The following is a 25243-nucleotide window of genomic DNA, read 5'->3' as shown; positions in this document are numbered from 1 at the left end:
ACATCGTGGGTGTTCCTCTGACTCACGACCGCACCGGTCGACACGGCTGGTCGCGACCACCGAAGCGGGGTCGGCAAGCACGACCCGCGACACCTGCTTGCGTCTCGGATAGCCGTCGAGACCTCGCGAACTGGGCCGCCGGAAAGTTCACGTCGACGGTCGCGCGTCCGAGCGGGTGGATCCTCGAAGGATTCACCGAAGCATCCCGCACCGCGCTTACCGTGACGACGATCGGTCCTGCTCTATCCCCAGCGCACGCCGATCCCACGCCCGGCTGCCCCGTTCGGCTGGCTGCCGAGTACCGGAAAGCAGGCCACCGCCGACGAGGACCGCTGGTCGGGTCTGTGCGAATTCCTCGAGACAACGAGTCTTCACCTGGCAGAACCCGGAGGTAGTGCCCGCTGCGGTAATCACTGCGGCAGGGTGTGCCTTCCGCAAACCGTCAGTTTTGAGGTGGGCGGATCCGGAAGCCGTTCATCAGCGTAGTGACCACACCCTCCATCTCTTTCCGGGCCACCTCACGATCGTTGGCATAGGCGACGAACATGACCGATTCGCTCACTGCTGCGATGATTGTGTGCGCCAGTGCTTTCGACGGCGCGGGTTCTATTAGGCCACGGGCCATGCAATTTTCCAACGCTGCCTCGAACCCAACCGGGCCCACCTCCCACTGGATCTTCCGCCACCGCACCCAACCGAGCACTACGGGGCCGTCGATCAGAACCACTTGCCGAAATGCGTCGTCGGCGGAGGCTGCCTTGAGATACCGCAACGCGAGCTTAATTAGTCGGACCCAGTCGTCGGCGCCCTTGATCCTGGGTTTCGACAGGCGAGTCCCATACTCGGAGAGCACCTCGATGACAACGGCCTCGAACAGTTCCCGCTTCGACTTGAAGTGGTGGTACATCGCGCCTTTCGAGACGCGTGCCCGAGTGACGATCTCGTCGGAACTCGCCGCATGGTAGCCGACCGTGGAGAACATCTCCCGTCCAACTCGGACCAACGCCGCCCGAGTTTCGGCGACGTGGCGTGTATTGAGACTGTCATTCGACGCAGGCATGGAAAAATTCTACAAGACCGTCGGTCAGGAACGGACGATCACCGGAAGAATGTGTTCCTGATCGCCCGAGTCAATGCTCCCACCGGCCGGTCTCCTCCTCAGTGCGGCGACAGGAACCGGGAACCGGCAGCGCGCCGTCGGCTACGTTTCTCGGTACAGATCGGACCCTTGGATTGGAGACGCCCAATCAGATGCTCGTTCAGCCGTACTCGTGGTATTCCGCGATCCTCGGGCCGCTGAACACGTACACGCTGCACAACTCCAGCGAAATCGTGTCGCCCTTTGCCAGCGAGACGCCGGGCAGGTCGGCCTTCGCGGTGCCAGTCCACCACTGCTCACGGAACACGAGATCATCGACTTGAACGATTCGCTTAGCCGACTGGAGTGTTCGATCGGAGAACATGGTCGAGGCCTCCTCCTGCAGCATGGCGATCACCTCGGCGCGGCCACGGTACTCAGGCGAGCGGTTGTGATGGCAGAAGTACACGTCCTCGGTCAGGAAACTCGCATATGTCTCGAAATCACAACTGTTGTATGCTTCGACCACTCGTTCCACGATCGCGGTGTGGTCGGTACGCGACGCTACTGAGGCCACTTCCCCTCCGATCGAATCAGTTCCTCGGCGAACGGCCGCCGGAAAACGATTGCGTTATTTTGTGTGTTCGTTTGAAGGTCAGTCATCGGTGGTGAGCGGGTTTAGTTGGGCGGCTTTGCTACATTGAGCCAGGGGTCGAGTCCTAGTCGGTAGCGCATTGTCGGAGTGAATTGTGCTTGCGTTTCGGGTTGTAGGGCGGCACTGAAGTTCCATTGTGGTCGTAGGAATGGTGTTGTGTAGTAGCCGAATACGAGTGGGCGGTCCTCGTTTTCGGTGATGTTCGCACCGGAGGTGTGCCAGACCCGGCCTTCCATTGCCACGATCGACCCGGCTGGCGCCTCGAATGGTACGAGGAGCGGTTCGAGCTCGTCTGGCATCTCGTTCGTCGATGCCCATTGGTGGCTGCCGGGGATGTGTCGGGTGGCACCGTTCTCGCCTCGGAGGTCGCACAGGCACCAGATGATGTTGATCGCCCACGGCTGCGCCCACGGTTCCGGTACCACCGAGGCCTGGTCGGAGTGGATCATCATCGATCCGCTGCCGGGACGCGCGATGTTGGCGGTGAAGTTGCTGACGACATAGTTGCTACCAAGGCAGCGTTCCACAATCGCGTCAGCGACTGGATGCTGGATCAGCTCACCGAACAACGGATCAAGGTCGATCAGGTTGAACACCCGTACATTGCTCGCGTTCGGATCAACATCCTGGACATGACTCGCGTTACCCCTGCGCCGACTTTCCTCGCTCGCCGCCCAAAGCCGCTCCACCGCCCCATCGACCTCCTCCGGCGACAGCACATCCGGCACCACGGCAAACCCGTCGCGCTCAAGAGCGGCAGCGACGCCATCGAGGTTCACCGTTTCAAGAGTCGTTACTTCATTCATACCGCCAAGATAACAGACCATCGTCCGGTCGTCGACTGGTAGTCGGTTCCGCACACACCTTCACCTAGTGCTGGGGCGGACGAATCCAGCAGAGCGTTGTCGCCGAACACGTGTGGAACGGTTCCGCGGTGTTGCCACATGCCCGTGGGGGTTTCTACTTCCGGGGTCCGGTCATCCCGCGAAGAATGCCGCGGCTCGTTTCCCATCGGGGAGGTGTTCCTGGGTGGTTGTTCCTGCGCGACCGGTATGAAGCAACGCGCGGTGTGCTTTCGGTGTGGTCTGTTTGACCTCGCGGAATCGCCGGTTGAAGTTCGAAAGGTTCCCGAAGCCACATCTGGATGCGATGGTCGCGATCGGCAGGTCTGTGTCTTGCAGGAGGCGGCATGCGGCGTTGAGCCGCACGACGGTGATGAACCGGGTAAGGGTGAAGCCGGTCGATCGGGAAAACAGCCGACTCGCAGCACTCGGGTTCATATCTACCGCATCGGCGATGTCAGGCAACGTGATCGGCGAGCAGAAATGCTGGTGTACATACGCCACGATCGTCTCGATCCGGAGCACACTGGTGGTGACAGACGACGGCTGCCCTGCGGTGAGCCGAACGTAGGGTCCCCGGCTGAGGGTCACGAGGATGTCCAGCAGCGCGACGGTCTTTTCCGCGGGCGCAAGATCATCAAGGGTCGCCAGCATCGGGGGCGCTTCGGCGAATCTGAGCCCGCCGGTCGAAGCATCCAGCAGCGCGGCAACCTCAGCGAAAACCGGCTGATCGAAGAACCGCTCACCAAGAATGTCCCTCGTGAACTGGACAACGATCAACTCCACCGGCCCGCTCTCCGGGACCGTTGCATGTGTATGGACCAGATGCGGACCTATCAACACCAGATCACCAGACTCGAACTGCTCGACCGACTCCCCAACCAAACGCGTGCCCGATCCACGCACAGTCCACGTCAACTCGAACTCAGGATGAACGTGACTACGCGGCGGAAGCCAAGGCAACTCGATCCGAAAACACCGCCAACCCAACGGATAAAGCGACTCAAGATGCTCATAGACAACCGACATTCGCACCCTCCCTGCCAAACAAAAACCACACCAACACCATCGCCACACACACAATAAACAGACAGGCAGTCAACCGCGACACGGTGGCGATCATCCGGCTCCCGCGGACGACGAGCGTACGCCGCCCTGCCTGCGCATGCCTCACGGCGACGGTTGGGTATGAAAGGGGGCGGCGACACCGAATGGCGACAGTGCCGGCAGGACGATCAGATCGTGCCGCTCGACGTCACTGGGCGAGAAGCCACAAGGTGCCAGTCGCACCGCTGAATAGCCCAGCTCAACGAGGATTGCACCAGTCGCGCCCGCGTCGGACTCCGTGCGATCGTTCGCGGTGTCTCGCCCCGCAGCCTGGCGCAGATAGACCAGAGCGCCGCCGCTTCTGGCCACGTCTTCTACCGCAGCTTCGAGATGGCTCCCGCATCCGCAGCTCGTGTCACCGAGAACCTGGCCGGAGACGCATTCGGCGTGAACCGACACTGTCGGGCTCGCGTCGCTACTTTCTCCGATGAGGCACAAGTGGTGGGCGCCGGTCACTTCGTCCCGATACGAGACAGACTGAAGCTCGCCGTGCCGGGTGGCTACGTGCGACGTCGCCACCCGACTCACTCGCCCGCGTTCGCCGTCGCCGTAGTACAGCCGATGGGAGATGATGTCGGTGAGGTGTACAACCCGTAGCCCCGTCTCGTGTGCGAGTACGGCGCTGTCATCAGCTTCGGCCAACTCGCCGGTGTCGACCACCAGCCGGGCGGCCAGTGCTACGGGTGGTAGGCGCGCCAGACGGCACAGATCGACCGCGGCCTCGGCCTGGCCGGGGAACTCGAGCACACCTCCCGGCACGACACGCAACGGGAGCAGGTGCCCGGGCCGGGTGAGGTCCTCGGACATTGCGCCGGGATCCGCCAACACTTGCGCGGCGCGGGAGCGATCAGCGGCACTGATTCCCGTCGTGATGCCCCGCGCGGCATCTACCGAGACGGTGTAAGTCGCGTGACGGCGATCTGCGCCGCACCACACCATCGGTGGCAGACCGAGCGCGTCGGCACGGTCCGCGGTAAGCGGTGCGCAGAGCAGACCGGAGCTGTGGCGGACGATCCAGGCCGTCCACTTCCGGTCGCACAGCGCTGCGGGCAGGACCACGTCGTAGGTGCCCCCGGCGAGGCAGTCATCGGCCACGATGACCGGTCGGCCGTCGCGTAGGTCCGCGACCGCCGACCGGAGCGACCGCGATTCGCGAAACCGGGTGGCGGTCACTGTGCACTCGCGGTGGCCGACGGCCGGAACAACCGGTGGAAGCGGCTGCCGTGAAAAACGAGCGGATCGACATCCTCGTGGATCCGTGCCGCCTCGACATGCAGCAGTGCCACATCGTGGTCTCCTGCCGGAACGGCCTCGTGGAGCGAACATTCGAGCCAGGCGAGAGCACCCGCCAAGAGAACGGCACCACCGTCGCTCGTCACGGTATCCACCCCAGCGAAGCGATCACCGGTCTTGGCGGCTATCTGGCGGCAAACCTGCTCATGAGCGGATGCGAGGACCGAGAGGCCCAGGCGGGGACGGTCCTGGAGAAGCGGCCACGTCGTCGAAGTGTGCTGCACGCAAACCGCCACCAGCGGCGGACTCAGTGAAACGGGAATGAACGAACTTGCTGCTATACCGACCGGCGCACCGTCACGTTGAGCACAGACCGCGACGACGCCGGTCGGGAAGGTGCCGTAAACACGCCGCAGGTCAGTCTCGTCAAGAGGTGGAATATTCATACAGTTCTCCCCGTCGAAGATCATTCGACTGCACGGCCCCGCCTGGCGGGAACCCGAACGCCGATCAGCCCGCGACAGCGAGAACATCAGGGTCGGCATGCGGCACGCCACATCACCGCGCTAGAAACAGTGCTTCCCACGTCTCGGTCAGGTAATCGACAACGGCATCGTCGGTCGCAGGCATCAGGTCGCGGCTGGCTTGGGCGAAGACGTTGCTGGTCATCGTCTCCAGGATTATTGCCCTGTCTTTGATCCGTGCGCGTTCCGAGGACGGCTGGGCTCCGAGGAATCCTTCGAGTTGCTCGATCAGGGTGACGGAGGAGATATCCAGCATCTGACGCTCGATCTCCCTGTTGATGGAGACCGCGGTCGAGAGCGCGTGCTGAAGGTCGGCGGTCCCCCGCCAGTATTCCAACCAGTCGGCCAACCAGGCGCGCAGCTGGTCTCGCCGGTCTGGTCGTGCCGACGTCAGGAGCTCGTCCAGTGCACGGTAGCGCTCCACCGCATAGCGCCCTACCTCCGCCACGATCTCGGCGACAGCGCTGTCCTTGTTCGCGAAGTGCAGATAGAAGGTGGCACGGCTCGCGCCGGCCGCCGCCGCAATGTCGTCCACCGTCGCGGAGGCGTAGCCCTTTCGCTCGATCACCTCTCGGGCAGCGGCGACGAGGCGGGACCGTGTGAAAGTCCGCTTCTGTTCCCGTAACGAATCTGGACCGGCCATCAAAGCCGATGATATCCGCAGCGGCGCATGCCCCCGCTCACCACCCACGCAGCGACGGCTTGTGGGTGACATCGCTGTCACGAGACCACCGTCTCGTAGCCGATCGGCTCCTGCTCCTTGATCTCGTGTACGGCCGGCAGCACCTCGCGTGCGAACAGGTCGAGACTACGAGCCGACACCGCCCGCGGCATATTCCCGAATCGCCCGGTCAGCATGAACTCCGCCGGGTGGAACACCTCGCAGAGCCTGGTGATCTTCTCGATGCACTGATCCGGGGTACCCCAGATGCAGTTGTCGATCCATGCCTTGTCGACAGCATCCTGCGAAACCGCACCCATCTGCGCGTAGTGCTCGTAGCCCTTCAGCTCGTTGAAGTGGGCCCCGGCCAGCTCGTAGTTCAGGCTCGCCGAGTTGGCATACTGACCGATAGTCCGTGTCGCGACCTCGCGGGCACGATCCTCGTCGGCATCGCAGTACATGTGCAAATGGATCCGCGGACGCACGGGCGCAAGGCCGATCTCCGCACGCGCCTTTCCGAAGGCGGCAAGATCGGCGTGGTATTCCTCGAATGCCTTCTGCGGGATGATGAGCGGCCGCAGCCCGAGCGAAGCGCCGATCGGCGCCGAGGTCGGGCTTCCCCACGAGAAGCACAGATCGTCGACGAGTTGCTGCGCATCGCGCGGACGCGGACGCATCATGGTGCGATCGTAGTGATGGATCTCGCCGTCGTAGGAGAACTGTTCTTGCGTGAGCGCAAGCTTGATGACCTCGACGCCCTCCTTGAACCGCTCGCGGGACTCGTTCTGGTCGACGCCGAGTGCCTTGTATTCGCGCCGGCCAAGCCCCCTGCCCATACCGAGAAAAACTCGCCGCCCGCGCAGCAGATGCTGGAGCATCGTGATGTCTTCCGCGACGCGAAGCGGGTTGTGCCACGGGACGACCACGACCATCGTCCCGACGTCGATACGCGACGTGGCGCCGGCGACGAAACTCAGCAGCTGTAACGGATTCGGGACCATCGTGTAGGGGGACACGTGGTGCTCGACCGTCCAGATCGAGTCGAACCCCTGTTCCTCGACGAGTTGTATCGCGTCTATCTCCTCAGCCCAGATCGAGGCGTCGGTGTTCGGCTCGAACGCGGGCGCGTCCTCCCCCGCCTCCAAGGCCAGGTGACGGCCCCAATCATCATAGTTCTGCAAGTACATCGTGAGCCCGATGCGCATCGCTGTCTCCTCACTGTGGATGGGCCGTTCTCTGCCGTGCACCACACCCGGTATTCGCAAGTATTGACACTCGGTAGACACACTGTCAAGCAAAAAGACATTTTGACTTATTTCAAGTCTTTTTGACTGTGAATAAGATATAGTGATCATAGAGTTGACATAATGTTCTACAACCAACCACACTGCCTTGGTCTGCTGGTCACCGCGCAAGGCAGGACCGGATCTCACAGCCGAGGAGGTCAGCGTGAAGGTGGAGCCGCGAGCTGTGGCGAGGTTCGAGACCCAAGTCGCCGTCGTGACCGGCGGAGCATCCGGAATCGGCGCCGCCGTGGCGAGAATGTTCGTCGGTGAAGGTGGCGCGGTGGTGATCGCCGACCTGAATTCCGACCGGCTCCACGCCATGACCGACGAACTCGGCGAGCGCTGTGTGGCGCTCGACGCCGACATGACCGTCGAGACGGATGTCGAGCGGACGGTGGGCACCGCGTTTTCGAAGTTCGGCCGGCTGGACGTCGGCTTCAATGTCGCAGGCATCGGGAACGTGCAGCGCATCGTCGAGATGGACCGAGCGACTTGGGACAACGTCCTCGGCGCGAACCTCACCGGCGTCATGCTCGGGATGAAATACGAGGCGCGGCAGCTGCTGGCCCAGGGGCACGGTGGTGCGATCGTGAACGTCGCCTCACTCAACTCGATCGTCCCCATGCACATGGGCTCGGCCTACTGCGCGACAAAGGCCGGCGTCGCGATGTTGTCGCAGTGCGGCGCCCTTGAACTGGGTGAAGCGGGAATCCGGGTCAATACGGTCTCCCCCGGTCTGACTCGGACGCCGCTGACGCAGGCTGGGCTGGCAGTGGACGAGATACGCGACGCATACCTCGAGCGGATCCCGCTCGGCACTGTGGGCGAACCCGAACAGATCGCGGCGGCCGCGGCGTTCCTGGCCTCCCGGGAGGCCTCCTACGTCTCCGGGATCAACCTGATCGTCGACGGCGCCTGGGCGACAACGGGGTACCCGGACCTTCGCTTCATGGCAGAAAGGCAGGCCGCACGGTGACCAACAAGTACAAGCTCGACCTCAGCGGCCTCGACCCGGCCGCGGCCGACCCGGCTGCCGGGACATTCAACGAAGCGATGCGCTCCGCACTGGCGAGCGGCGGCTGGTCCTTTCCTCCCGAATCCGCCTCGGCACTCCGATCCACAATGGATGCCGGGGCGGACTCTTATCGCTCGCCAAGGGCACGCACCCGCTCGATTGTCACCGATTCGTCGACGGTGCACGCGCGGATCGTGGACGCGGCCACACCGTCCGCGGTCGTACTCCACTTTCACCCCGGCGGGTTCGTCTTCGGCGGCGCCGCATATCAGGATGCGGCGCTGGAGCGCATGGCCGACGTCATCGGTGCGACCGTGATCAGCGTTGACTACCGGCTGGCACCGGAACACCCCTTCCCGGCGGGACTGGACGACTGCGAAGCGATCGCGCGCTGGTTGATCGAGAACGCTCAGGCCGAGTTCGGTACGGACCGGCTGCTGATCACCGGTCAGTCAGCCGGCGCGAGCTTGGCGGTGTCCACACTCGTCCGCGTCCACGCCAGCCATCCTGGTGCGTTCCGCGCCGCGAGCCTCTTCTATGGCAACTACGACGCGACCCGGCTCCCGCTCCAAGAGGACGGAGTCGTCATCTTCCGTGAAGCGATGGACTGGTTCTACGCACAGTACGTCGCGGATCCTGCGCAGCGGCGAAATCCCGAGGTCTCCCCGAGCTACGCAGATCTGCGCGGACTCCCGCCGTGCCTGCTGACCGTCGGCAGCGCCGATGCTCTCCTCGACGACTCGGTGCTCCTCGCGTGCCACATGCTCGCAGCCGACGTGGATGTCGAACTCCAGGTCGTGCCTGGTGGTGAGCACGGCTTCGAGTCGTCCGGCCTCCCGGCCGCGGTTGCCGCGGTCTCCCGATCAGACCGATTTCTCCTGGCGCACTCACGGTCTTCGGTCGTTCTTCCCTCGGTGGAGGGATGATGCGGGCAGTGACCAGCACGGCGGAGCGGCGGCTCGTCGTCCGCTGCTGCGGGGGCGGAGGTCACCGGAGGGAATGGCACTGGCCGGACCGCTGTCGGTCGACATCAACGAGACGCGCCGGATCCTCGCGGCCAAGACACGGCACTCGCTCAGTGGCGCGTGGCAAGCTGATCACGGTAGAAGGCCCGGATGTGGTCCTCCACCATGTCGGCTCCGTCCGCTCCACGCCGGTCCTCGATCGCGTCGACAATCGCCGCGTGTTCGCCGACAAGGCGCTGTCCCACCAAGCGCCAGTCCTCGACCTCGGTGAAAGCCCGTACCATCTCCGCCTTGATCGCGTCCCGCAATGCCTGCATCAGGGTGACGACCAGCTCATTGCCGGACGCGCGCGCCACGCTCACATGAAACTCGGTATCCAGCTCGTTGAACTCCACCGACGAGACACCGTTCGGTCGCATCGACTCCACCGACGAGCGCAGACCGGCCACGTCCGCCTGCGACCGATTCTCCGCCGCCCCCACCACGGCATGTCGTTCGAACTGCACCCGGACATCGATCAGGTCTTCGAGGTCGATGCCCGCCAGCACGACGTGCAACCGCAGCAGATTGCCCAGGGCTTGCGTGGACCGAGCCGAGACCACCGAGCCAGAGTCGCGCCCCGATCCTGCCTGCGCGTCGATCACCCCCAAGGTTTCGAGCACTCGCAGGGCCTCTCGCACACTGCTGCGGCTGACGCCGAGCGCGTCGACGAGCTCCCTTTCACTCGGCAGCTTGGCGCCGACCTTCAACTCTCCACCCAGGATCTTCTCCTGGATCTGCGCGAGGACCAACTCATGGGTCCGCACCTTCTGAATGGGGGACCAGCCACTCTCCGCGCTCATCAGCGAGCCCCCTCTCGGTGGCGGCGCACTCCCGAATACCTGTGAACACGCATCACGACCTCCTCAGGCGATCCTACATACAGACCTCACGCGCGATAAGTCCGCACATGCGGTCTGACCAGGTCCGCCAGGAGGATTGCTCAGAACACGGGGGTCTCGGTGTAGGAACCAAACACTCCTTGCAAGGCACCGGTGATCTCACCCATGGACAGATGAGCCCTGACGGCCTCGATCGTGGCGGGCATCAGGTTCGCAGCGTCGTCCCTCGCTACGGCGAGCAAGTCGGCCAGCGCTTTCTCGGCCCGGACCGGGTCGCGGTTGGCGCGCGTCGTCTTGAGCCGGGCAACCTGGCGGGCCTCCGACTCCGGGTCGAGCTTGTGCACCTCGATCTGCTGGTCTTCGTCGACGTCGACGTACTTGTTCACACCGATGACGGGCCGCTCGCCACTGCCCTTGCGCTTGGCGTAGTCGTAAGCGGTGTCGGAGATCTCCCGCTGGAAGTAGCCCTGCTCGATGGCGGCGATGACACCGCCCATCTCGTCCACCTTGCGCAGGTACTCCCCGATACCCCGTTCGAGCCGATCCGTGAGGTTCTCGACGTAGTACGAGCCGCCCAACGGGTCGATCACCGACGGCACACCTGTCTCGTCGGCCAGGATCTGCTGCGTGCGCAGCGCGACTTTCATAGCCATCTCGCTCGGGATCGTGTATGCCTCGTCCAGCCCGTTGGTGTGCAGCGACTGCGCGCCACCGAGCACCGCGGAGAGGGCCTGGAGCGCGGTCCGAACGATGTTGTTGAGCGGCTGCGGTTTGGTCAGCGTGGCCGCTGCGGTCTGGGCGTGGAAGCGGAGCCGCATGGAGTTCGAGTTCGCCGCCCCGTAGCTTTGCACCAGCTTCGCGTAATAGCGGCGCACCGCGCGAAATTTCGCCACTTCCTCGAACAGATCGGCCTGGCTGACGAAGAAGAAGGACAGCCGGGACGCGAACCGGTCGATGTCGACGCCGGTCGCGACGACGTCATCGATATACGCCTTGGTGATCGCCATGGTGAAGGCGATCTCCTGCTGCGCGTTCGCTCCTGCCTCACTGATGTGGTAGCCGCTGACGTTGACCGGGTTGTACCGCGCCATGTGCTCGGCGCAGTAGACGATGGTGTCCCGCACGATTCGCATGCTGGAGCGGACCGGGAAGATCCACTCCTTCTGCGCCACGTACTCCTTGAGAATGTCGTTCTGGATGGTCCCGGACAGCTTGTTCAGATCAAGGCCGTGGTCCTCGGCAACGGCAACATACATCGCCAGCAGAATCCACGCCGACGGGTTGATCGTCATCGACACGCTGATCCGTTCGAGGTCGATTCCCTCGAACAACGCCTCCATGTCCGGGAGGGTGTCGACGGCGACGCCCTCCCGGCCCACCTCACCGAGGCTCATCGCGTGATCGGAGTCCAAACCCATGAGGGTTGGCATATCGAAATCGACCGACAGCCCCGTCTGACCCTGCGCGATCAGGTAGCGGAAGCGCTGGTTGGTCTCCTCCGCCTGTCCGAAGCCAGCGATCTGACGCATCGTCCAGGTCCGGCCGCGATACATCGTGGGGTACGGCCCGCGCGTGTACGGAAAACGGCCGGGCAGACCGATTTCGTCCCAGCGCCCCGACAGGTCCGCCGGGGTGTACACGCGTTGCACCGGCATGCCGGATCCACTTCGATACTCGTCCTTCGACTCCGGGGCGCGCTCGAGGAAGTCGGCAAGCTCGTTGCCTTCCCAGTCGGCGAGGTCGGCCTCGATGTGCCGGACGAGGTCCTCGTCCACAAAGCGTCCCTCTCGTTCGATATCGGTCATCTCAATACTCCTGTCGTCTACGGGCACAGAGCCCGAACGAGTTCCCGCGCTGCCTGAGCCGGATCGGTCCTGCGGCCGACGACGGCCGCGACCGCCGTATCGAAATCCGGGGCGCCCGGGCGAAGGCCACGCATGACGAATTCCTCGGCCATCCAGCGAATGCGAGTCCCGGCATTGCGCCGCTCGCGCACCCCGCCCTCACCGCTCGTGTCGAGCCAAGCCCGGTGCTCGTCGAAGGTGTCGGCAAGCCGCGCCACCCCGTCGCCCGTGGCAGCGGTGGTCTGCCGTATCGGAACATTCCAGCCAACGACGGTGCGCGGTGTCATCTTCAGCATCTCGCGAAGCTCGGCAACCGTCTTGTGCGCGCCGTCGCGGTCGGCCTTGTTGACGACGTGCACGTCGGCGATCTCGAGCAGACCGGCCTTGATGGCCTGCACATCGTCGCCCATCCCTGGCACGCTGACCACGGCCACGGTCTGCGCCGCGGCCAGCACGTCGACCTCGGCCTGGCCGACACCGACCGTTTCCAGCACGATGACGTCCTTGCCCGCGGCATCGAGCACGGTGATCGCGTCCAAGGCCGCCCGCGACAGGCCGCCGAGCGCGCCACGCGTGGCAATCGAGCGGATGAAGACGCCGGGGTCACCAGCGAGACCAGTCATCCTGATCCGATCACCAAGGATCGCGCCACCAGTGAGGATGCTCGACGGGTCGACGGCGATCACCCCCACTGTGCGTCCGCGCGCACGGTATTCGGCGGTGAGCCCGGTGACCAGCGTGGACTTTCCACTTCCCGGAGGTCCGGTGACCCCGAGAACCTGAGCTCCGCCAGTACGGCGGTGCAGGTCGGCGAGCAGCTCGTTCACCCCATCCCGGCGGCGCTCCACCAAGGTCAGCGCACGGGCGAGCGCGGGGAGTTCGCCCGCAACGACCCGCTCGGCGAGGGGACTGATGGCGGTCACGCCGCACCGCCGCCTTGAATCTCGCGCAGCAGGGTTCGATCGTCGATCACCCTGCGAGCCTTGAAATCCGTCCTGTCGAACGTGTTCGGGGAGACCACGACCACGTCGACTCCGACGCCGAGCACGGACCGAAGCCGCGAGGACAGCCGCTCAGCCCATGCGCTGTGCTCGGTAGCGGCCAGGCCCGGATGAGTCTCGACCTGGACCGCGAGCCGGTCCATCGCCGTCTGCCGGGTGATCACGATGCGGTGCTCGCCGCCGTAGTCGGCCTCGGCCGTCAGTACGTCGTCGATGGCGCTGGGGTAGATGTTCTCGCCTCGGACGAGGAACATGTCGTCGATACGCCCGTAGATCCCCTTCGGCAGGAACGGGTACGTGCGCCCCCGGCTGGCATCCGGGGCCTCCCAGCGGGTGAGGTCGTTGGAGACCAGCCGGATCATCGGCTGGCTCGTGCGTTCCAGCGTCGTGTAGACCGGGGTTCCCTCGGCCCCGTACGGCACTCTGGTGAGCGTGGCCGGATCGCAGACCTCTGTGTAAACCAGGTCCTGCCAAGCGAAGACACCCGATTCGTCCTGCCCGGCGCCCAGGTGCATCCAAGGGCTGACCTCGGCCATGCTCCCGGAGTCGTAGACCAAGGCCGCAAACGTCGACTCGAGCTTCGCCCGGACCGAGGCCACGCTGGCACCAGGCTCGCCCGAGAAGAACATCCGGGTGAGTCCGAGCGACGCCGGATCGATTCCCTCCGATCTCGCCGTCTCGGCGAGGTGCAGTGCGTAGGACGGTGTGCCGTAGAAGACGGTGACGCCCATCTGGCGCATCCAGGCGATCGTGCGCTTGGTCTGCCCGTTCTGGCCCGCCCCGAACGGGCAGACCCGGGCGCCAAGGCGCTCGGCACCGATATAGGCGCCCCATGAGCCCCAGTAGAGGCTCAACGGCGACGCGACGAGGACCGTGTCGGCGGGACGAATGCCCATGGCCCACATGACCCGGGCATGGGCGTTGGCGACGCTGCGCCAGTCGCGCTCGTTGACACCGAACGCCGTCGGCCGGCCAGTGGTGCCCGACGTCCCGTTCACGTGCTTGACCTCGGGCTCCGGCACACAGAGGTAGCTGCCGAACGACTCGTGCGCCAGCTGGTCGGCGCGCAGCTCATCCTTGCGAACCACGGGGACCCTCTCGAAGTCCTCGAGCGAGCGGATCGCCGAGGGGTGAATCCCCGCGGCCTCCCATTTGTGACGGTAGAACGGTGCGTTCTCCCAGGCGTAGGTCATGACCTCGCGGATACGCTCGATGATCCGCTCGTCCCGTTCGTCGGCGGGCATGGTCTCGCGCCGAGGGAACCAGTAAAGATTGTCGTCGACCGGACGGTAATCCTCGTCGTACCGAGGCGGCCAGGTCCACTGCTCCATCGCGGTGCTCCCCTCGACTCAGCGGGCCGCGGCTGCAACGCCGAGTTTGCGCACGACATCGGCCACCGTCTCGGGCGGCGTGTCCTGCCCGAGAATCTCGGCGACGCCTATCTCGCGCAGCGCGAGCTCATCCTCATCCGGCATGACCCCTCCGGCGACGATCGCGAACCGCGGGGCCTCCGGCAACTGTCCGATCAGCTCGAAGAGTTTCGTGAAGATCGGCATGTGTGCCCCTGACAGCAGGCTCACTCCCAGAACGTCGACGTCCTCCTGGACCGCAGCCTCCAACACCTGCTCTGGCGAGCGGTGCAGACCGGTGTAGATGACCTCCATGCCCGCGTCACGCAAAACACGCGCAACAACCTTGACTCCACGGTCATGACCGTCGAGCCCGATCTTGGCGAGCATCACCCGGATCGGCTCCTCCACGCTGATGTCCACAGCAACTCCTTTTGGCCATACCGTGTCTTGGTCAGACCATAGATCTGTTTGGTCTCATCGCACAAGTGGTCATTTAGATATCGCGGTCAGACCATTATCTTGCTAGCGTCAGAATGGACACGAGTCGAACCTCGACACACTCACACCGACGTGAGGAGCGACCATGCCAACCGCGCCTGGCGAGGCCACACGTATACCCAGAGTCTCCTCACCTCGAGAGTCGACATCGGCCGTGGCGAAATGGATCCTGCGCGCCAACCCACACCCCGGTGCCCATGCGCCGACAGCGAGAGAACTGGCAACCGAACTCGGGACCAGTCGCCAGAGCGTGACGCGCGCGCTCGACACCCTGAGCGCCATCGGCCTCGTCTCCAGCGAACCGTCCCCGGATGGGACGCGGTTGTTACAACGCACCGGTTCTGAAAGCATCAGCACGCTTCTGCGGTTAGTCCTGCTGAGTCGACTCCCCATCAACGACGAAGACCTGCTCGGCGTCCGGATTGCTGTCGAACGCGCCTCCGCGTCGGCCGCATCGGCCACCGCCGCGGCGCACGACCTCAGGGACTTCCATCGGCTCGTGGTCAGGATGCGGCAACCGTCTCTGACACCTACCCGATTCAGCGAACTGGACACGGCCTTCCATCTCCGGCTCGCACAAACCGCCGGGGGGCTGCAGGAATCGCTGTTGGGCGGACTGGCCATCCCGATCCAAGACCGGATGACAAACGCATTCCAGCAGTCAGACGACTGGGAAGCAACAGCACAACGGCTGGCCGGCGAGCACGCTCACCTACTCGCCCTCATCGGTGCACGGCAAGCAACCGAAGCCGCCGCCTTCCTCGCGCAGCACGTCCACCAGTTCTACACCGGGACCACATCGACACTGCCAGGCGAAGGAGAACCGACCGATGACCAGGCACCAGAACCAGCAAGTCATTGCCGCCGACACACTGGAGGAGGTGATCGGTTTCATCGAGACGTGCCTGGCCACCGGCGAGCCAACGGCGGTACTCCGCGATACCGTGCTGACCACGAACAAGGGGCTGCGGATGATCAGTGACCATCTCCGCCGGGGTGATATCCAGGATCGGGAGACCGTTACCTCATTCGCCGAGTCCGCGACGGCTGCACTCGCACATCTCGAATCGGCGGAAAATCCCGCCGTGTCCGGACAAGGCCACAGCATGGCGGCCGCCATGCTCCGGCTGGCCCGCGCGGTGACCCGGCGTGCCCTGCGAGCCCTCGAAGCCGTCCACGGTCTCGACATCGCCGTACTCGACTACGTGGGCATGCTTCCGCGACTGCTCGACAACCTTGCGGACACCCTCGACCTCGACGACCAGAGCGCCATCCCAGTCGGCCTGTGCGCCGAGCCGGCCCATCGTCGCTGACCTATCGCCTGCGGCGACCGGTACCAGAACTTCGTGCAGGATCGCCGGGAACGGCAGGTCAGGGCCGCGCCCGCCCGTGGGGCGATTCCGGAACCAACCAGCCGGAGAACTCGTCCGCGGTCACGACCGCAGTGGCCACGTGGTTCGCCCACTCGACGAAGGCCTCGTATTCGTACTTGCCCATGCTCGGCTCGCCCGGGCAGCAATCGGGCAGCACGATGGTCCGGTATCCGTGGTCGAGTGCGTCGCGGGCGGTCGATTCCGGGCATCCACGGCTGCTGATCCCGATGATGAAGAGGTTCATCACCCCGTTCATGACGAGGATTCGCCCGAGCGGGGTGCCGCTGAAAGCACTCAGGCCGGTCATTCGAATGGTGATCTCCTCCTTCTGCGGCGCCACGGCTTCGTAGAACTCCGCGTCCCAGCTGCCGAGGAGGTTCCTGCGGACCTGGGGGATTTCCCCGAGACCTCCGCTCTTGGTGTTGAGATCCGGATAGCCTTCCGACCACGCCCCTTGCCCGAACACCACCAGCAGGCCCGCTCGCCGTACGGCGGCAAGCGCCGTCTGCACCTGCGGAATCGCCTCCGCGACCATGGCAGGCCATGGCGGCGAATTCCGCATGAAGAAGCCATCCGGGTGCACCGCGTGGTTGGTGTAGTGCATCACCACGAGTGCCGATCGTTCGGGGTCCAGCTCCGCCAGCGTCATCTGTCCCATTTCCGGTTTCCTTTCTGCATCGGATGAGCAATTGCCGAGTCGGGAGTGGACTCCGATTCGAGGGCCGGTGAATTCCGCGAACGGGCAGGGAGCACCACGCCGAGCACGACGGCGGCGGCCACGACGGCGAGAGTCACCCAGAACATGGTGGTGAATGCGTTCCAGGACGGAACTCCGGCACCGGGAATCACCTCGCTCGCCAGCACGCTGCCGCTGATCTGGCTGCCAAGCGTGCCCCCGACACTCCGCAGCACGAAAGGGAGCCCGGCCACGCTGCTGGCCCGTTCCGCCGGAACGGAGCCGGTGACCACGTTGATCAGTTCGGTGAACACGAGCCCGATCCCGATGCCGAGCAACCCGGCCGCGATCGCGACCACCGCGGCGCTGGACGCAGCGGCGAGCAACGTCGCGCAGCTGCCGAGAGTCAGCACGTTGCCGAGCACGATCACCAGCCGCGGCCCCAGCAGCCGGTCCAGCGGCCCGGTCACTGCTGCGGCGACCGCACCGGCCAAGCCGAACGGCACCAGGAGCAGACCGGCGGTGGCGGCGGTGCCGCCAAGACCGTAGCCACTGGACCCCGGTGCGGCAACGAGATTCGGAATGCACACATAGGCCAGAGTCGTCGCGAAGCCGACCACGAACGAAAGCAGCGCCGTGAGGCCCAATACGCGGCGTCCCAGCCGAAGGTCCACCAGCGGCTGCTCGACCCGCAACTCCACGAGGACGAATGCCGCAAGGAGCACCAGAGAACCCGCCATCGAGCCGAGCAAGCCCGAGGAAAGCCATCCCCAGACGGGTGCTTCGGTCACGCCGATCAGCAGCACCAGCAAGCCGCCGGCCAGCAACGCCGCACCGGACCAGTCGACGACGCCTCGGCGCGGTGGCCGCATCGGCGGCACGACCCGGGCGGTGGCCAGGCAGATCACGACCAGCAGCAGGAGCGCACCCCAGAACAGCCACCGGTAGCCCACTGCGGTGACGATGGGGCCGGCAAGCGCGGGCCCCAGCCCGGTGGTGAAGGTGACACTGCCGATGATGATTCCGTTGCCCCTGCGCACCAGATGGGGCGGCTGCACGTCCCGGACGATGCCGGTCGCCAGCGGTGCCAGGCACAACCCGGCGCCCTGCAGGATCTGGCCGATCGCCAGGGGCAGCACCGAGGTGGCCGACCCGGCGAGTGCCACACCGGCCGCGACGACGGCCAGCACGCCGAGTAGCACCTTCCTCTTGTCGGCGACGTCGGCGAGCCGGCTCACGAGCGGGGTCGTCACCGCCGAGGACAGGAGCAGGCCGGTGAACACCCAAGCGACTGATGCGGGGGTACCGCCCACCCCGGCCTGAATGTCGGGCAGAGCCGGCGCCAGCATCGATTCGAGCAGGAAATAGACGATGACACCGCAGGTGACGACCAGGAGTATCCGGGACGGTTTTGGTGAAGCAGACATGGCGCTACCTCCGTCTGCACAGCATGGATTTCCAGGAAACCGGATAGTCCGGTTGCCACACTGGGGGGAATTCGCCGCCACTTGCCGAATCGGCGGCCGCTAGGAGTGGTTCACGTTTCCGGGATCCAGGTTCGGTTGTATCGGCCCACGGCAAGACCGCGTTCGTGCACATCGGCGAAGCGCGCCGGAGTTACCGGGGCCAAAGCCGAGGCCATGCGGTTGAGTGCGACCGGCCCCGTATCGCCCCAGTTCCCGGTATCGAGCCGGTGTGTCATCACCTCGAGCAGGGTGCCGCTTTCGACGGTATTGGCGGCGAGATGCCCGTCAGCGTCCACGAAGGCGAAGCGCACCAGATCTTCTTTTCCCCTGGCCTGCACGCGCTCGCGATACCCCTCGGCAATGCTGAACGGAACCGCGGTGTCGCCCAATCCGTGCACGCGCAGTACCGGAACGCGAGGCTCGCCGGTAACAGTGCGCCCAGGTGCCTTCCAGAATTCGAGCGCGAATTCGGAGCCCTCGACCCGCGGTGCCGTATTTACCAGGGCCAGGTCATCCGCCACGTCGCGCCCGGCTTTCTCATAGAGGTGTGCGACCGCATTTCGGTAGTGTTCGTTTCCGTTCGCGAAAAAATCGGCATAATCAACCCCGGTGTTCCAGGACAATTGCCGCCCGCGTGCCGCATTCTCGAAGATGATGCGGCCCGCCCCGCCCGCGTTCTGTGCATCCTGGTACACGAGGTGATACATGCTGTGCTGCAAGGCGTCCGGATCATCCAACATCGGCGGTGAGTGCAGTCCGCTTCCCCAGGCAGGCCACTGTCCCAGCGTGATCGCCAAGGCGATCCGGGCCCGGCCGAGAGGAGTACGCTGTGCGGCGTCGATCGTTGCCCGCCAGGACCGCTCGAACGCAGCATCCGGAAGGTAGGCAATAGTGTCCTTGATTCGGCGCATGCCCGCGTTCGGCAGGTCCGTGACGAGCAGTTCGTCGAGCCGCACCACGCCCGCGGCCTCGGCCTCCGGCCCGATGAGCGTCTTGAGCGAGAACCACATGTCGAGATGCGTGTTCATGATCCACACGGGCGTGTGCGCATCGAACGCGATCGCGCCGTCGATGCGGTCAGCGAAGTCCTCCGCGACCGCCAGCGACACGTGGCCCCCGCCGGAACCACCGTAGTGGATCACGCGATCCGGCCTTGCGAACTCGGCTTCGAACCGGTCCAGCACCTCGTCGAGCATCGCGATTTCGTGCACGGGGTCGTACTGGAAGAAATCGAGTGGGTGCCGTGCAGTACCAGCGACCGCAAATCCTCGCGTCAGCATGTCCGCGTAGCGGTCCGCGCTGCCTCCGGTCGCCCCGGTCGAAGCGAGCAGCACCTCGTCCCCGGACATTTCCGCGACGGCGGCGAAATCCATGTCGCGTACCAAGACCCCGTTCCAGATTTCCGGCACCCGCATGAGGAACGGGGTGCCGTCGGCTAGCAGCCCGCGCCGTTCGGAGAGCTTCACGGCTGATCACCGGCCGGCAGTCCGTGGAGCCATTCGATCATCACCTGTGCCAGCTCGCGGTGCCGTTCGATCTGCACGCAGTGTCCGGAACCTTCCCATTCGACCGCCTTGGAATACGGGTGCCCGAAGGTCTCCTTCTCCCACGCCGCCTTCCCTGCCAGCGAGTGGACGGCCAGTACCGGAGCCTGCCTTCGCTTCAGATACTCCGTGGCCGTGTCGCGCTGGAACACTCCTGATGTGGCGTCGGCGAGGCCCTCGTAGGGCTTCCACACCATCTCGGCCGGCATGCTCTGGATGCGCCGGTTGTTGAAGGTCCGCAGGAATTCCGGCGTCGCCAGCGTCGTGCCCGCCGCCGTCATCTGGTCGAGCAGGAGCCGCTGTCCTTCCTCCGGCACCTTCTTCCACCGCGTTCGCCCGGCTTCGAGCACCGCCACGAACTCCGGGGTGTGCCCGTATGCCGGGTCCACCGCGACCATCGCTTCCACGAGCCCGGGATGCTCGACCGCCATCGACGCGGCCAGCGCACCACCGAGCGAGTGCCCCACCGGGACCACGGGTCCGCCGCCGACGTGCCGGACGAGATCCACCATGTCGGCCACCATGCGTTCCCAGCCGTAGTCGTCGGGCACACTCGAATGCCCGTGCCCGCGCAGATCGCAGGCCACGATCCGGTAGTCCACGCTGAGCAGCGGGATGAGCCAGACCCAGTCGTTCGAGTCCACGCCCCACCCGTGCATCAGCAGTAGCGTCCGCGAGCCCTGGCCTTCGTCGGTGTAGAAGAGCCGGGCCCCTTCGGTGTTGATATAGGGCATTTCCACCGCTCCTTCCTGTGGTTCACGATGACGCGGCCGGACGCGCCCCTGGCCGCCGGTAGACAAAGCTTTTCGCCTGTTCGAGCGCGGCGAGCATTTCCTCGACCGACAGCAACGGCACGATTTCGACCTTCGAGTACGCCCCTCCGGCGCTGATCGCCGCTTGCACCGTGGCTGCCGACGTGTTGTCGGGAGCCTCGAAAAGCCCGTACACGTCGTACTCACCGAACGCATACCAGTAGCCATGGACCTTGCCGCCGTAGAGCGACTCCGCCTGCACCGAAGGCGCCCGCCGATCTTCCGGGTTCTCGATGAGATCGGCCCAGGTCTGGGAAGTGGCTTTCGAACGGATCAGATAAAACGGCATTGTCCTTCCCCTCTCGTCATCCCCGCTCGTGGGCCAGTTCGCCCTCGAAGTAGGTTTCGAGGACCTTCAGTTCGGCGATTTCCCCGTCCGGACACGTCAGGACATCCCGGTCCAGCACGGCCAGATCCGCGTACTTCCCGGGTTCGAGCGAGCCGATACGGTCCTCCCGCATGAGTGCGTAGGCAGCGTTGCTCGTGTACATCCGGACCATCTGCTCCCGGGTGATGGCCTGATCCGGCAGGAGCACGCCGGCGAGGGTGCCATTCGTCAACGCCGAGTACTGGCCGAGGAACGGCCGCTCGGGATCGTAGGTCGCCGCCGGGATATTGGAGCCACCGCTGACCACGAGACTCGCCTCGAACCAGTCCCGGGTGCGCGGCGCCCACATGCCGACCGCCTGTTCCCAGGCGTCCGGAACGATCCCTTGGTGGAACCCGGTTGCCTCGATCTGGCGGTGCATACGCAGGGACCGTTCGGCCGCGTAATAGCTGAGCAACGGGTTGGGATTCACCATGAGCCCCAGCTTCTTCGCGCGTTCGATGTCCTCGGGCCGGCGCAGCCCGTGCGGGTGCGTCAACGTGTGTCTGCGCTCCACAAACCCCGCTGGATCGGCTTCCGCTGCCGTCTCGAGGATCGACAGCACCTCGCCGACGGATTCGCTCACCCCGATGCTCGGGGGAATAGCGACTGTCCAGCCGCGGGCCACGGATTCCAGGATCATCTCCCTCAACCGGGGTTCATCGATCTGCATCCAGCCTTCGAGGTTGTAGCCGATCGACACGCCCGCGATCCACAGGAGATCACCGCCCATTTCCCACGGCTCGAAATAGGAGCCGAAGAATCGGTCCCGATCCTCCTTGGCCCACAGGTGCCGCTCGGGCACGGCGACCAGCACGCCCAGCCGGTTCCGCAGCAGACCACGCCGCCGTGCCTCCACCCAGGCCCGGATTTCGGCCGGGTAGGTGGCATCGTCGCGAACGGTCGTGATGCCGCAGGCAAGGTTGACCCGTTGCTGCGCAAGGGCCGCGTCCACCAGAGCTTCGCGGTCGAAGTGCAAGAAGTCCCACTCCCAGGCAGGCCCCCCGACGAGCTGAGACCATCGTTCCCGAGCCAGATCGGCCGCTCCCCCGATGAGCTGGCCGGTAGGTTCACCGTCCGCGTCGCGGCCGATGATGCCTTCCGGCCCGATGGGGTCGGGCGTGTCCCTCCCGATCCCCGCCAACCGCAGCGCGTGGCTGTTGGCGATGATCGGCCGCCCGCCCTGCCTGATGTAGACGGGATGATCCGGGGCGATCTGGTCCAGGTCCCAGCGGTTCGGCCACCGGCCATCCGTGAGTGCCCCGCGGTACATGCACCCGGCCTCGACCCACTGCCCAGCCGGGGTCGAGTCGACCCGGCTCTTGATGGCGGAGAGGATCTCGTCGATCGAGGTCTTGGTGATGAGCTCGACCGCGCCGCGATCGCCGATCATGTCGATGCCCGCGGTAATGAAATGTTGGTAGCTGTCGATCTGGCCGGGCACGACACACTTTCCGTGCAAATCGACCGTTTTCGTCCCGGCTCCCGCTAGAGCTTCGACTTCGGCTCGAGCGCCGACAGCGACAATGACACCGCGGGAAACGGCCAGCGCCTCCGCGATGGTGAATTCCCGGTCGGCGGTGACGATCTTCGCGTTGGTCAGGATGAGATCGGGTGCGATCATCGGTTGAGATCTCCTGTCTCCCGGTCAAACGGGTGAGGTGCGGACTGTGGCGACTTTGCTGTCTGCGTCGAGGACCATCACGGTCGTGCCATCGGACGCCGGCCAGTGCAGCGATCCGGTTTCGGGTTTTCCGTTGCGCACGAACGAGATCCACGAGCGGTGCATGCGTGTGCCGAGTGATCGCAACGTGTCCGGATCGAGCCCGGCGAGAAAAGGGGCAGCGGCCCACTTCTCCGGATTGGCGAAGGTGAACGGCAGTTCCAGGCAGTGGGTGGCGCCGAGGGCACCGGCGAACGCGACCGCATCGAGGGCGAATTCGTATGCGTAGGTGTTCCCGGTGCCCGCACGGCGGATCAGCAGGTCGCGCGCGGGAGCCTTGAACAGACGGTCGCCGCATTCCGCGCTCAGCACGGCACGCGGGTCGTCCCCGAGGGCGTCCGCATAGCGCCGATAGACGAGTCCGGGGTCTTGGTGCCTTTTCCCGAAGACCGCCACGACGTCGTCCGCCGTGGCCGTGTCGTACCGCGGATCGGTGGCGAACGGAAAGGTGCCTTCGTCTTCCGTCCAGCCGATCAGCAGCTCGACACGGGGATCGGCCAAGGCGTCCCGCGGGGGTACGGACATAAGGTCGTCGAGGACTGGGGAGAACGCAAGGTTCCAGGTGCCGAATTCGGCAAACCGGCCGAGGGCCGCGACCGTTCCTTCGACAAGGCGGGCGGTGGGTTCCCCGGCCAGTCCACGGCAATCGGCATGGCCGAGCAGAACCGCAACGGCATCGGTCCGTTCGGCTGCTTCTTCGGGCGTCGGCAGGTCGAGCCCGAGTGGGGCGCTTTGCACGATCGCGCGATGGAACTGTTGTGCGGCCGTGGGATGCTGGGCAAGCGCACCGATGGAGAATCCTCCTCCGGACTGGCCCATGAGCGTGATCGCGTTCGGGTCGCCGCCGAAAGCCGCGGCGTTCTCCGCGATCCAGTTCAGTGCCGCAGCCTGGTCGCTGAGCCAGAGATTCGAGTGGCCCGGCACCATGCCGTGCAGGTATCCGAATGCACCGAGGCGATAGTTGATCGTCACGACGACCAGATTCCCGTTGCGCGCGAACGTATCCCCGGCGTAGTAAGGAATGCTTCCCGAGCCCGTGGTGAATCCGCCGCCATGGATCCACACCAGGACCGGCCGGTTCGCCCCGTCCAGTCCCGGCGTCCAGACGTTCAGGGTCAGGCAGTCCTCGTCGAAGGGCGGCGAACCGTGCTCGCCCAGGATCGGGCTTGCACCGCCGGGCAGATAGGGCTGGGGCGCGCTCGGCCCGTACCGCGTTGCGTCACGGACGTCGGTCCACCCCGGATGGGACTGCGCGCGCCGCCAGCGTAGGTCATCGACTGGTGGGGCCGCGTAGGGAATTCCACGAAAAACGGCCAGGCCGTCTTCGAGCAACCCGCGGACCGCGCCGCCCGAGGTCACCACAACCGGTGTCATCGCACCTCATCTCTTCCGGCCGGCCTTTTGAACGTCCGTTGTGGAGCACCATGCCTTTTCGGCTCAGAAACCCGGTGCTACCTCAGGCCGGTGCCCGTCGACTGACTGCGCCCATGAGGCGCGCGGGCGGCACACGCTCCGGTTCTGGTTGCCCGCGTCGGAGCCTCGCCGCATCATCTGCTAGTGAACTGAACTGATCCGTTTAGTTTAGCTGCTGGTAGCATAGCTCTCCATGGAGCGACGTCAAGAGGCATCCGGGAACCCGGCCCAGGACGAGCAGGTTTCGGCCCGTTCTGGCGGTGCTCGCGACAGGAAACGTTCAGCGATCCTCGAAGCGGCCGAGGCGGTGTTCCTCGAACGAGGATTCGCCAACGCGACGATGGACCTCGTCGCCACCACGGCCAACGTCTCGAAGGCCACCGTGTACGCCAAGTTCAGCAGCAAGGACGAGTTGCTGGCCGAGATCGTTGCTTCGGCAGCCGACCGCATCAGCCAGGAGATCGACCGGCACACTGATCCGGAGGAAGACCCTCGCACCAGGTTGACCGCGCTCGCCCGCCGCTACGCCCAGGTTCTGTTCGACCCCCGCACAGTCGCCCTGCTTCGTCTGGTCGTCGCCGAATCGCACCACCGTCCGGACATCGGCAAGCGCTATCTCGAAGCCGGGCCGCTGTCGGCGATCGCCCATCTTGCCTCGGCGCTCCAAGACTTCGTCGACCGAGGCGATCTCGCCATCGACGACGTCGACCATGCGGCGCTGCAGCTGGTCGGGATGGTCCAGGCCCGCCGCCTCTACTCCCTCCTCGACCCCAGCCTGCTTCCTTCCGACGACGAAATCACGGCCACCGTCACTGCCGACGTCGAGGTTTTCCTCGCCGCATACGGCACCGGCAGCCGGACGTCGCGCCGGTCGCGGCGAACCTCGACCGGGCACGGCAAGCGCCGGTAGCGCACTGGCACCGTCGA

At 65.2% G+C, this 25243-nt stretch carries 25 protein-coding genes; 5 read left to right on the top strand and 20 right to left on the bottom strand.

Features of this window, described 5'->3' with window-relative positions; all coding sequences use genetic code 11:
* Nucleotides 1–442 precede the first annotated feature (442 nt).
* The 8 genes from A37U_RS42540 to A37U_RS0106340 form a co-directional block, all read right to left on the bottom strand.
* Nucleotides 443–1060 carry a TetR/AcrR family transcriptional regulator gene (locus A37U_RS42540; RefSeq protein ID WP_063712758.1) on the bottom strand — a complete coding sequence of 206 codons (618 nt, stop codon included), beginning with the start codon at nt 1058–1060 and terminating at the stop codon, nt 443–445.
* Nucleotides 1061–1259: 199 nt separating this feature from the next.
* The gene (locus A37U_RS42535; RefSeq protein WP_157182660.1) at nt 1260–1616 is read right to left on the bottom strand and encodes a nuclear transport factor 2 family protein; all 357 of its coding nucleotides are present in this window, start codon (nt 1614–1616) and stop codon (nt 1260–1262) included.
* A gap of 140 nt (nt 1617–1756) precedes the next feature.
* Nucleotides 1757–2539, bottom strand: a complete 783-nt coding sequence (locus A37U_RS0106365; protein WP_157182659.1) for a phytanoyl-CoA dioxygenase family protein — start codon at nt 2537–2539, stop codon at nt 1757–1759.
* 171 nt (nt 2540–2710) lie between these two features.
* Nucleotides 2711–3604 (bottom strand): AraC family transcriptional regulator, encoded by an 894-nt coding sequence (locus tag A37U_RS0106360; protein WP_083933245.1) that lies wholly within the window; start codon nt 3602–3604, stop codon nt 2711–2713.
* 141 nt (nt 3605–3745) lie between these two features.
* On the bottom strand, nt 3746–4855 hold the full coding sequence (locus A37U_RS0106355; protein WP_020495780.1) for a 3,4-dihydroxy-2-butanone-4-phosphate synthase: 1110 nt from the start codon (nt 4853–4855) through the stop codon (nt 3746–3748).
* Nucleotides 4852–5385, bottom strand: coding sequence for a flavin reductase family protein (locus A37U_RS0106350; RefSeq protein ID WP_240437501.1), 534 nt, complete (start codon nt 5383–5385; stop codon nt 4852–4854). The genes A37U_RS0106355 and A37U_RS0106350 overlap by 4 nt, the downstream gene beginning before the upstream one ends.
* A gap of 88 nt (nt 5386–5473) precedes the next feature.
* Nucleotides 5474–6082, bottom strand: coding sequence for a TetR/AcrR family transcriptional regulator (locus A37U_RS48115; protein WP_157182658.1), 609 nt, complete (start codon nt 6080–6082; stop codon nt 5474–5476).
* 77 nt (nt 6083–6159) lie between these two features.
* Nucleotides 6160–7305 (bottom strand): LLM class flavin-dependent oxidoreductase, encoded by a 1146-nt coding sequence (locus A37U_RS0106340; RefSeq protein WP_020495777.1) that lies wholly within the window; start codon nt 7303–7305, stop codon nt 6160–6162.
* Nucleotides 7306–7549: 244 nt separating this feature from the next.
* On the opposite strand from A37U_RS0106340, the gene A37U_RS0106335 reads away from it, so the two are divergent.
* A complete protein-coding gene (locus A37U_RS0106335; RefSeq protein WP_157182657.1) occupies nt 7550–8362 on the top strand; it encodes an SDR family NAD(P)-dependent oxidoreductase in 813 nt (270 codons plus the stop codon).
* Nucleotides 8359–9327, top strand: coding sequence for an alpha/beta hydrolase (locus A37U_RS42525; protein WP_020495775.1), 969 nt, complete (start codon nt 8359–8361; stop codon nt 9325–9327). The genes A37U_RS0106335 and A37U_RS42525 overlap by 4 nt, the downstream gene beginning before the upstream one ends.
* 149 nt (nt 9328–9476) lie before the next feature.
* On the opposite strand, the gene A37U_RS0106325 is transcribed toward A37U_RS42525, so the two are convergent.
* From A37U_RS0106325 to A37U_RS0106305, 5 genes are all read right to left on the bottom strand, one after another.
* On the bottom strand, nt 9477–10208 hold the full coding sequence (locus A37U_RS0106325) for a FadR/GntR family transcriptional regulator (protein ID WP_020495774.1): 732 nt from the start codon (nt 10206–10208) through the stop codon (nt 9477–9479).
* 140 nt (nt 10209–10348) lie between these two features.
* Entirely contained in the window at nt 10349–12052 is a 1704-nt protein-coding gene (locus A37U_RS0106320) for a methylmalonyl-CoA mutase family protein (RefSeq protein ID WP_020495773.1), read from the bottom strand.
* 17 nt (nt 12053–12069) lie between these two features.
* Nucleotides 12070–13014, bottom strand: coding sequence for a methylmalonyl Co-A mutase-associated GTPase MeaB (gene meaB / locus A37U_RS0106315; protein ID WP_020495772.1), 945 nt, complete (start codon nt 13012–13014; stop codon nt 12070–12072).
* The gene (locus A37U_RS0106310) at nt 13011–14423 is read right to left on the bottom strand and encodes a phenylacetate--CoA ligase family protein (protein WP_020495771.1); all 1413 of its coding nucleotides are present in this window, start codon (nt 14421–14423) and stop codon (nt 13011–13013) included. The genes meaB and A37U_RS0106310 overlap by 4 nt, the downstream gene beginning before the upstream one ends.
* A gap of 18 nt (nt 14424–14441) precedes the next feature.
* Nucleotides 14442–14864, bottom strand: a complete 423-nt coding sequence (locus tag A37U_RS0106305; RefSeq protein WP_020495770.1) for a cobalamin B12-binding domain-containing protein — start codon at nt 14862–14864, stop codon at nt 14442–14444.
* A 232-nt stretch (nt 14865–15096) separates the two neighbouring features.
* Between A37U_RS0106305 and A37U_RS49375 the strand changes: the two genes are divergently transcribed.
* Both A37U_RS49375 and A37U_RS52535 read left to right on the top strand, forming a co-directional pair.
* Nucleotides 15097–15924: a FadR/GntR family transcriptional regulator gene (locus A37U_RS49375; RefSeq protein ID WP_169526826.1), complete on the top strand. Its 828-nt coding sequence runs from the start codon at nt 15097–15099 to the stop codon at nt 15922–15924.
* Nucleotides 15925–16027: 103 nt separating this feature from the next.
* Nucleotides 16028–16255: a hypothetical protein gene (locus A37U_RS52535; protein ID WP_169526824.1), complete on the top strand. Its 228-nt coding sequence runs from the start codon at nt 16028–16030 to the stop codon at nt 16253–16255.
* Nucleotides 16256–16313: 58 nt separating this feature from the next.
* On the opposite strand, the gene A37U_RS48110 is transcribed toward A37U_RS52535, so the two are convergent.
* The 7 genes from A37U_RS48110 to A37U_RS42510 form a co-directional block, all read right to left on the bottom strand.
* Entirely contained in the window at nt 16314–16973 is a 660-nt protein-coding gene (locus A37U_RS48110) for a cysteine hydrolase family protein (RefSeq protein WP_020495768.1), read from the bottom strand.
* Nucleotides 16961–18418: an MFS transporter gene (locus A37U_RS42515; RefSeq protein ID WP_020495767.1), complete on the bottom strand. Its 1458-nt coding sequence runs from the start codon at nt 18416–18418 to the stop codon at nt 16961–16963. The genes A37U_RS48110 and A37U_RS42515 overlap by 13 nt, the downstream gene beginning before the upstream one ends.
* Nucleotides 18419–18528: 110 nt before the next feature.
* Nucleotides 18529–19923 (bottom strand): alpha/beta hydrolase, encoded by a 1395-nt coding sequence (locus A37U_RS0106285; protein ID WP_020495766.1) that lies wholly within the window; start codon nt 19921–19923, stop codon nt 18529–18531.
* Nucleotides 19920–20735, bottom strand: coding sequence for an alpha/beta fold hydrolase (locus A37U_RS0106280; RefSeq protein WP_020495765.1), 816 nt, complete (start codon nt 20733–20735; stop codon nt 19920–19922). The genes A37U_RS0106285 and A37U_RS0106280 overlap by 4 nt, the downstream gene beginning before the upstream one ends.
* Before the next feature lie 22 nt (nt 20736–20757).
* Nucleotides 20758–21102 carry a GYD domain-containing protein gene (locus A37U_RS0106275; protein ID WP_020495764.1) on the bottom strand — a complete coding sequence of 115 codons (345 nt, stop codon included), beginning with the start codon at nt 21100–21102 and terminating at the stop codon, nt 20758–20760.
* A gap of 16 nt (nt 21103–21118) precedes the next feature.
* A complete protein-coding gene (locus A37U_RS0106270) occupies nt 21119–22804 on the bottom strand; it encodes an amidohydrolase (RefSeq protein WP_020495763.1) in 1686 nt (561 codons plus the stop codon).
* Between the two features lie 24 nt (nt 22805–22828).
* A complete protein-coding gene (locus A37U_RS42510) occupies nt 22829–24277 on the bottom strand; it encodes a carboxylesterase/lipase family protein (protein WP_020495762.1) in 1449 nt (482 codons plus the stop codon).
* 232 nt (nt 24278–24509) lie between these two features.
* On the opposite strand from A37U_RS42510, the gene A37U_RS0106260 reads away from it, so the two are divergent.
* Entirely contained in the window at nt 24510–25226 is a 717-nt protein-coding gene (locus A37U_RS0106260) for a TetR/AcrR family transcriptional regulator (protein WP_020495761.1), read from the top strand.
* Nucleotides 25227–25243 lie beyond the last annotated feature (17 nt).

Origin of the sequence: Sciscionella marina DSM 45152 (assembly GCF_000379465.1) — a bacterium.
GTDB lineage: Bacteria > Actinomycetota > Actinomycetes > Mycobacteriales > Pseudonocardiaceae > Sciscionella > Sciscionella marina.
This window is presented reverse-complemented; position numbering and strand designations above follow the sequence as displayed.

What these genes read in the sequence shown, in the direction of transcription:
- A37U_RS42540 (WP_063712758.1), bottom strand. Translation starts at nt 1,060, where the DNA reads ATGCCTGCGTCGAATGACAGTCTCAATACACGCCACGTCGCCGAAACT.
- A37U_RS0106365 (WP_157182659.1), bottom strand. Translation starts at nt 2,539, where the DNA reads ATGAATGAAGTAACGACTCTTGAAACGGTGAACCTCGATGGCGTCGCT.
- A37U_RS0106360 (WP_083933245.1), bottom strand. Translation starts at nt 3,604, where the DNA reads ATGTCGGTTGTCTATGAGCATCTTGAGTCGCTTTATCCGTTGGGTTGG.
- A37U_RS0106350 (WP_240437501.1), bottom strand. Translation starts at nt 5,385, where the DNA reads ATGATCTTCGACGGGGAGAACTGTATGAATATTCCACCTCTTGACGAG.
- A37U_RS48115 (WP_157182658.1), bottom strand. Translation starts at nt 6,082, where the DNA reads ATGGCCGGTCCAGATTCGTTACGGGAACAGAAGCGGACTTTCACACGG.
- A37U_RS0106340 (WP_020495777.1), bottom strand. Translation starts at nt 7,305, where the DNA reads ATGCGCATCGGGCTCACGATGTACTTGCAGAACTATGATGATTGGGGC.
- A37U_RS0106325 (WP_020495774.1), bottom strand. Translation starts at nt 10,208, where the DNA reads ATGAGCGCGGAGAGTGGCTGGTCCCCCATTCAGAAGGTGCGGACCCAT.
- A37U_RS0106320 (WP_020495773.1), bottom strand. Translation starts at nt 12,052, where the DNA reads ATGACCGATATCGAACGAGAGGGACGCTTTGTGGACGAGGACCTCGTC.
- A37U_RS0106310 (WP_020495771.1), bottom strand. Translation starts at nt 14,423, where the DNA reads ATGGAGCAGTGGACCTGGCCGCCTCGGTACGACGAGGATTACCGTCCG.
- A37U_RS48110 (WP_020495768.1), bottom strand. Translation starts at nt 16,973, where the DNA reads ATGGGACAGATGACGCTGGCGGAGCTGGACCCCGAACGATCGGCACTC.
- A37U_RS42515 (WP_020495767.1), bottom strand. Translation starts at nt 18,418, where the DNA reads ATGTCTGCTTCACCAAAACCGTCCCGGATACTCCTGGTCGTCACCTGC.
- A37U_RS0106280 (WP_020495765.1), bottom strand. Translation starts at nt 20,735, where the DNA reads ATGCCCTATATCAACACCGAAGGGGCCCGGCTCTTCTACACCGACGAA.
- A37U_RS0106275 (WP_020495764.1), bottom strand. Translation starts at nt 21,102, where the DNA reads ATGCCGTTTTATCTGATCCGTTCGAAAGCCACTTCCCAGACCTGGGCC.
- A37U_RS0106270 (WP_020495763.1), bottom strand. Translation starts at nt 22,804, where the DNA reads ATGATCGCACCCGATCTCATCCTGACCAACGCGAAGATCGTCACCGCC.
- A37U_RS42510 (WP_020495762.1), bottom strand. Translation starts at nt 24,277, where the DNA reads ATGACACCGGTTGTGGTGACCTCGGGCGGCGCGGTCCGCGGGTTGCTC.
- A37U_RS0106260 (WP_020495761.1), top strand. Translation starts at nt 24,510, where the DNA reads ATGGAGCGACGTCAAGAGGCATCCGGGAACCCGGCCCAGGACGAGCAG.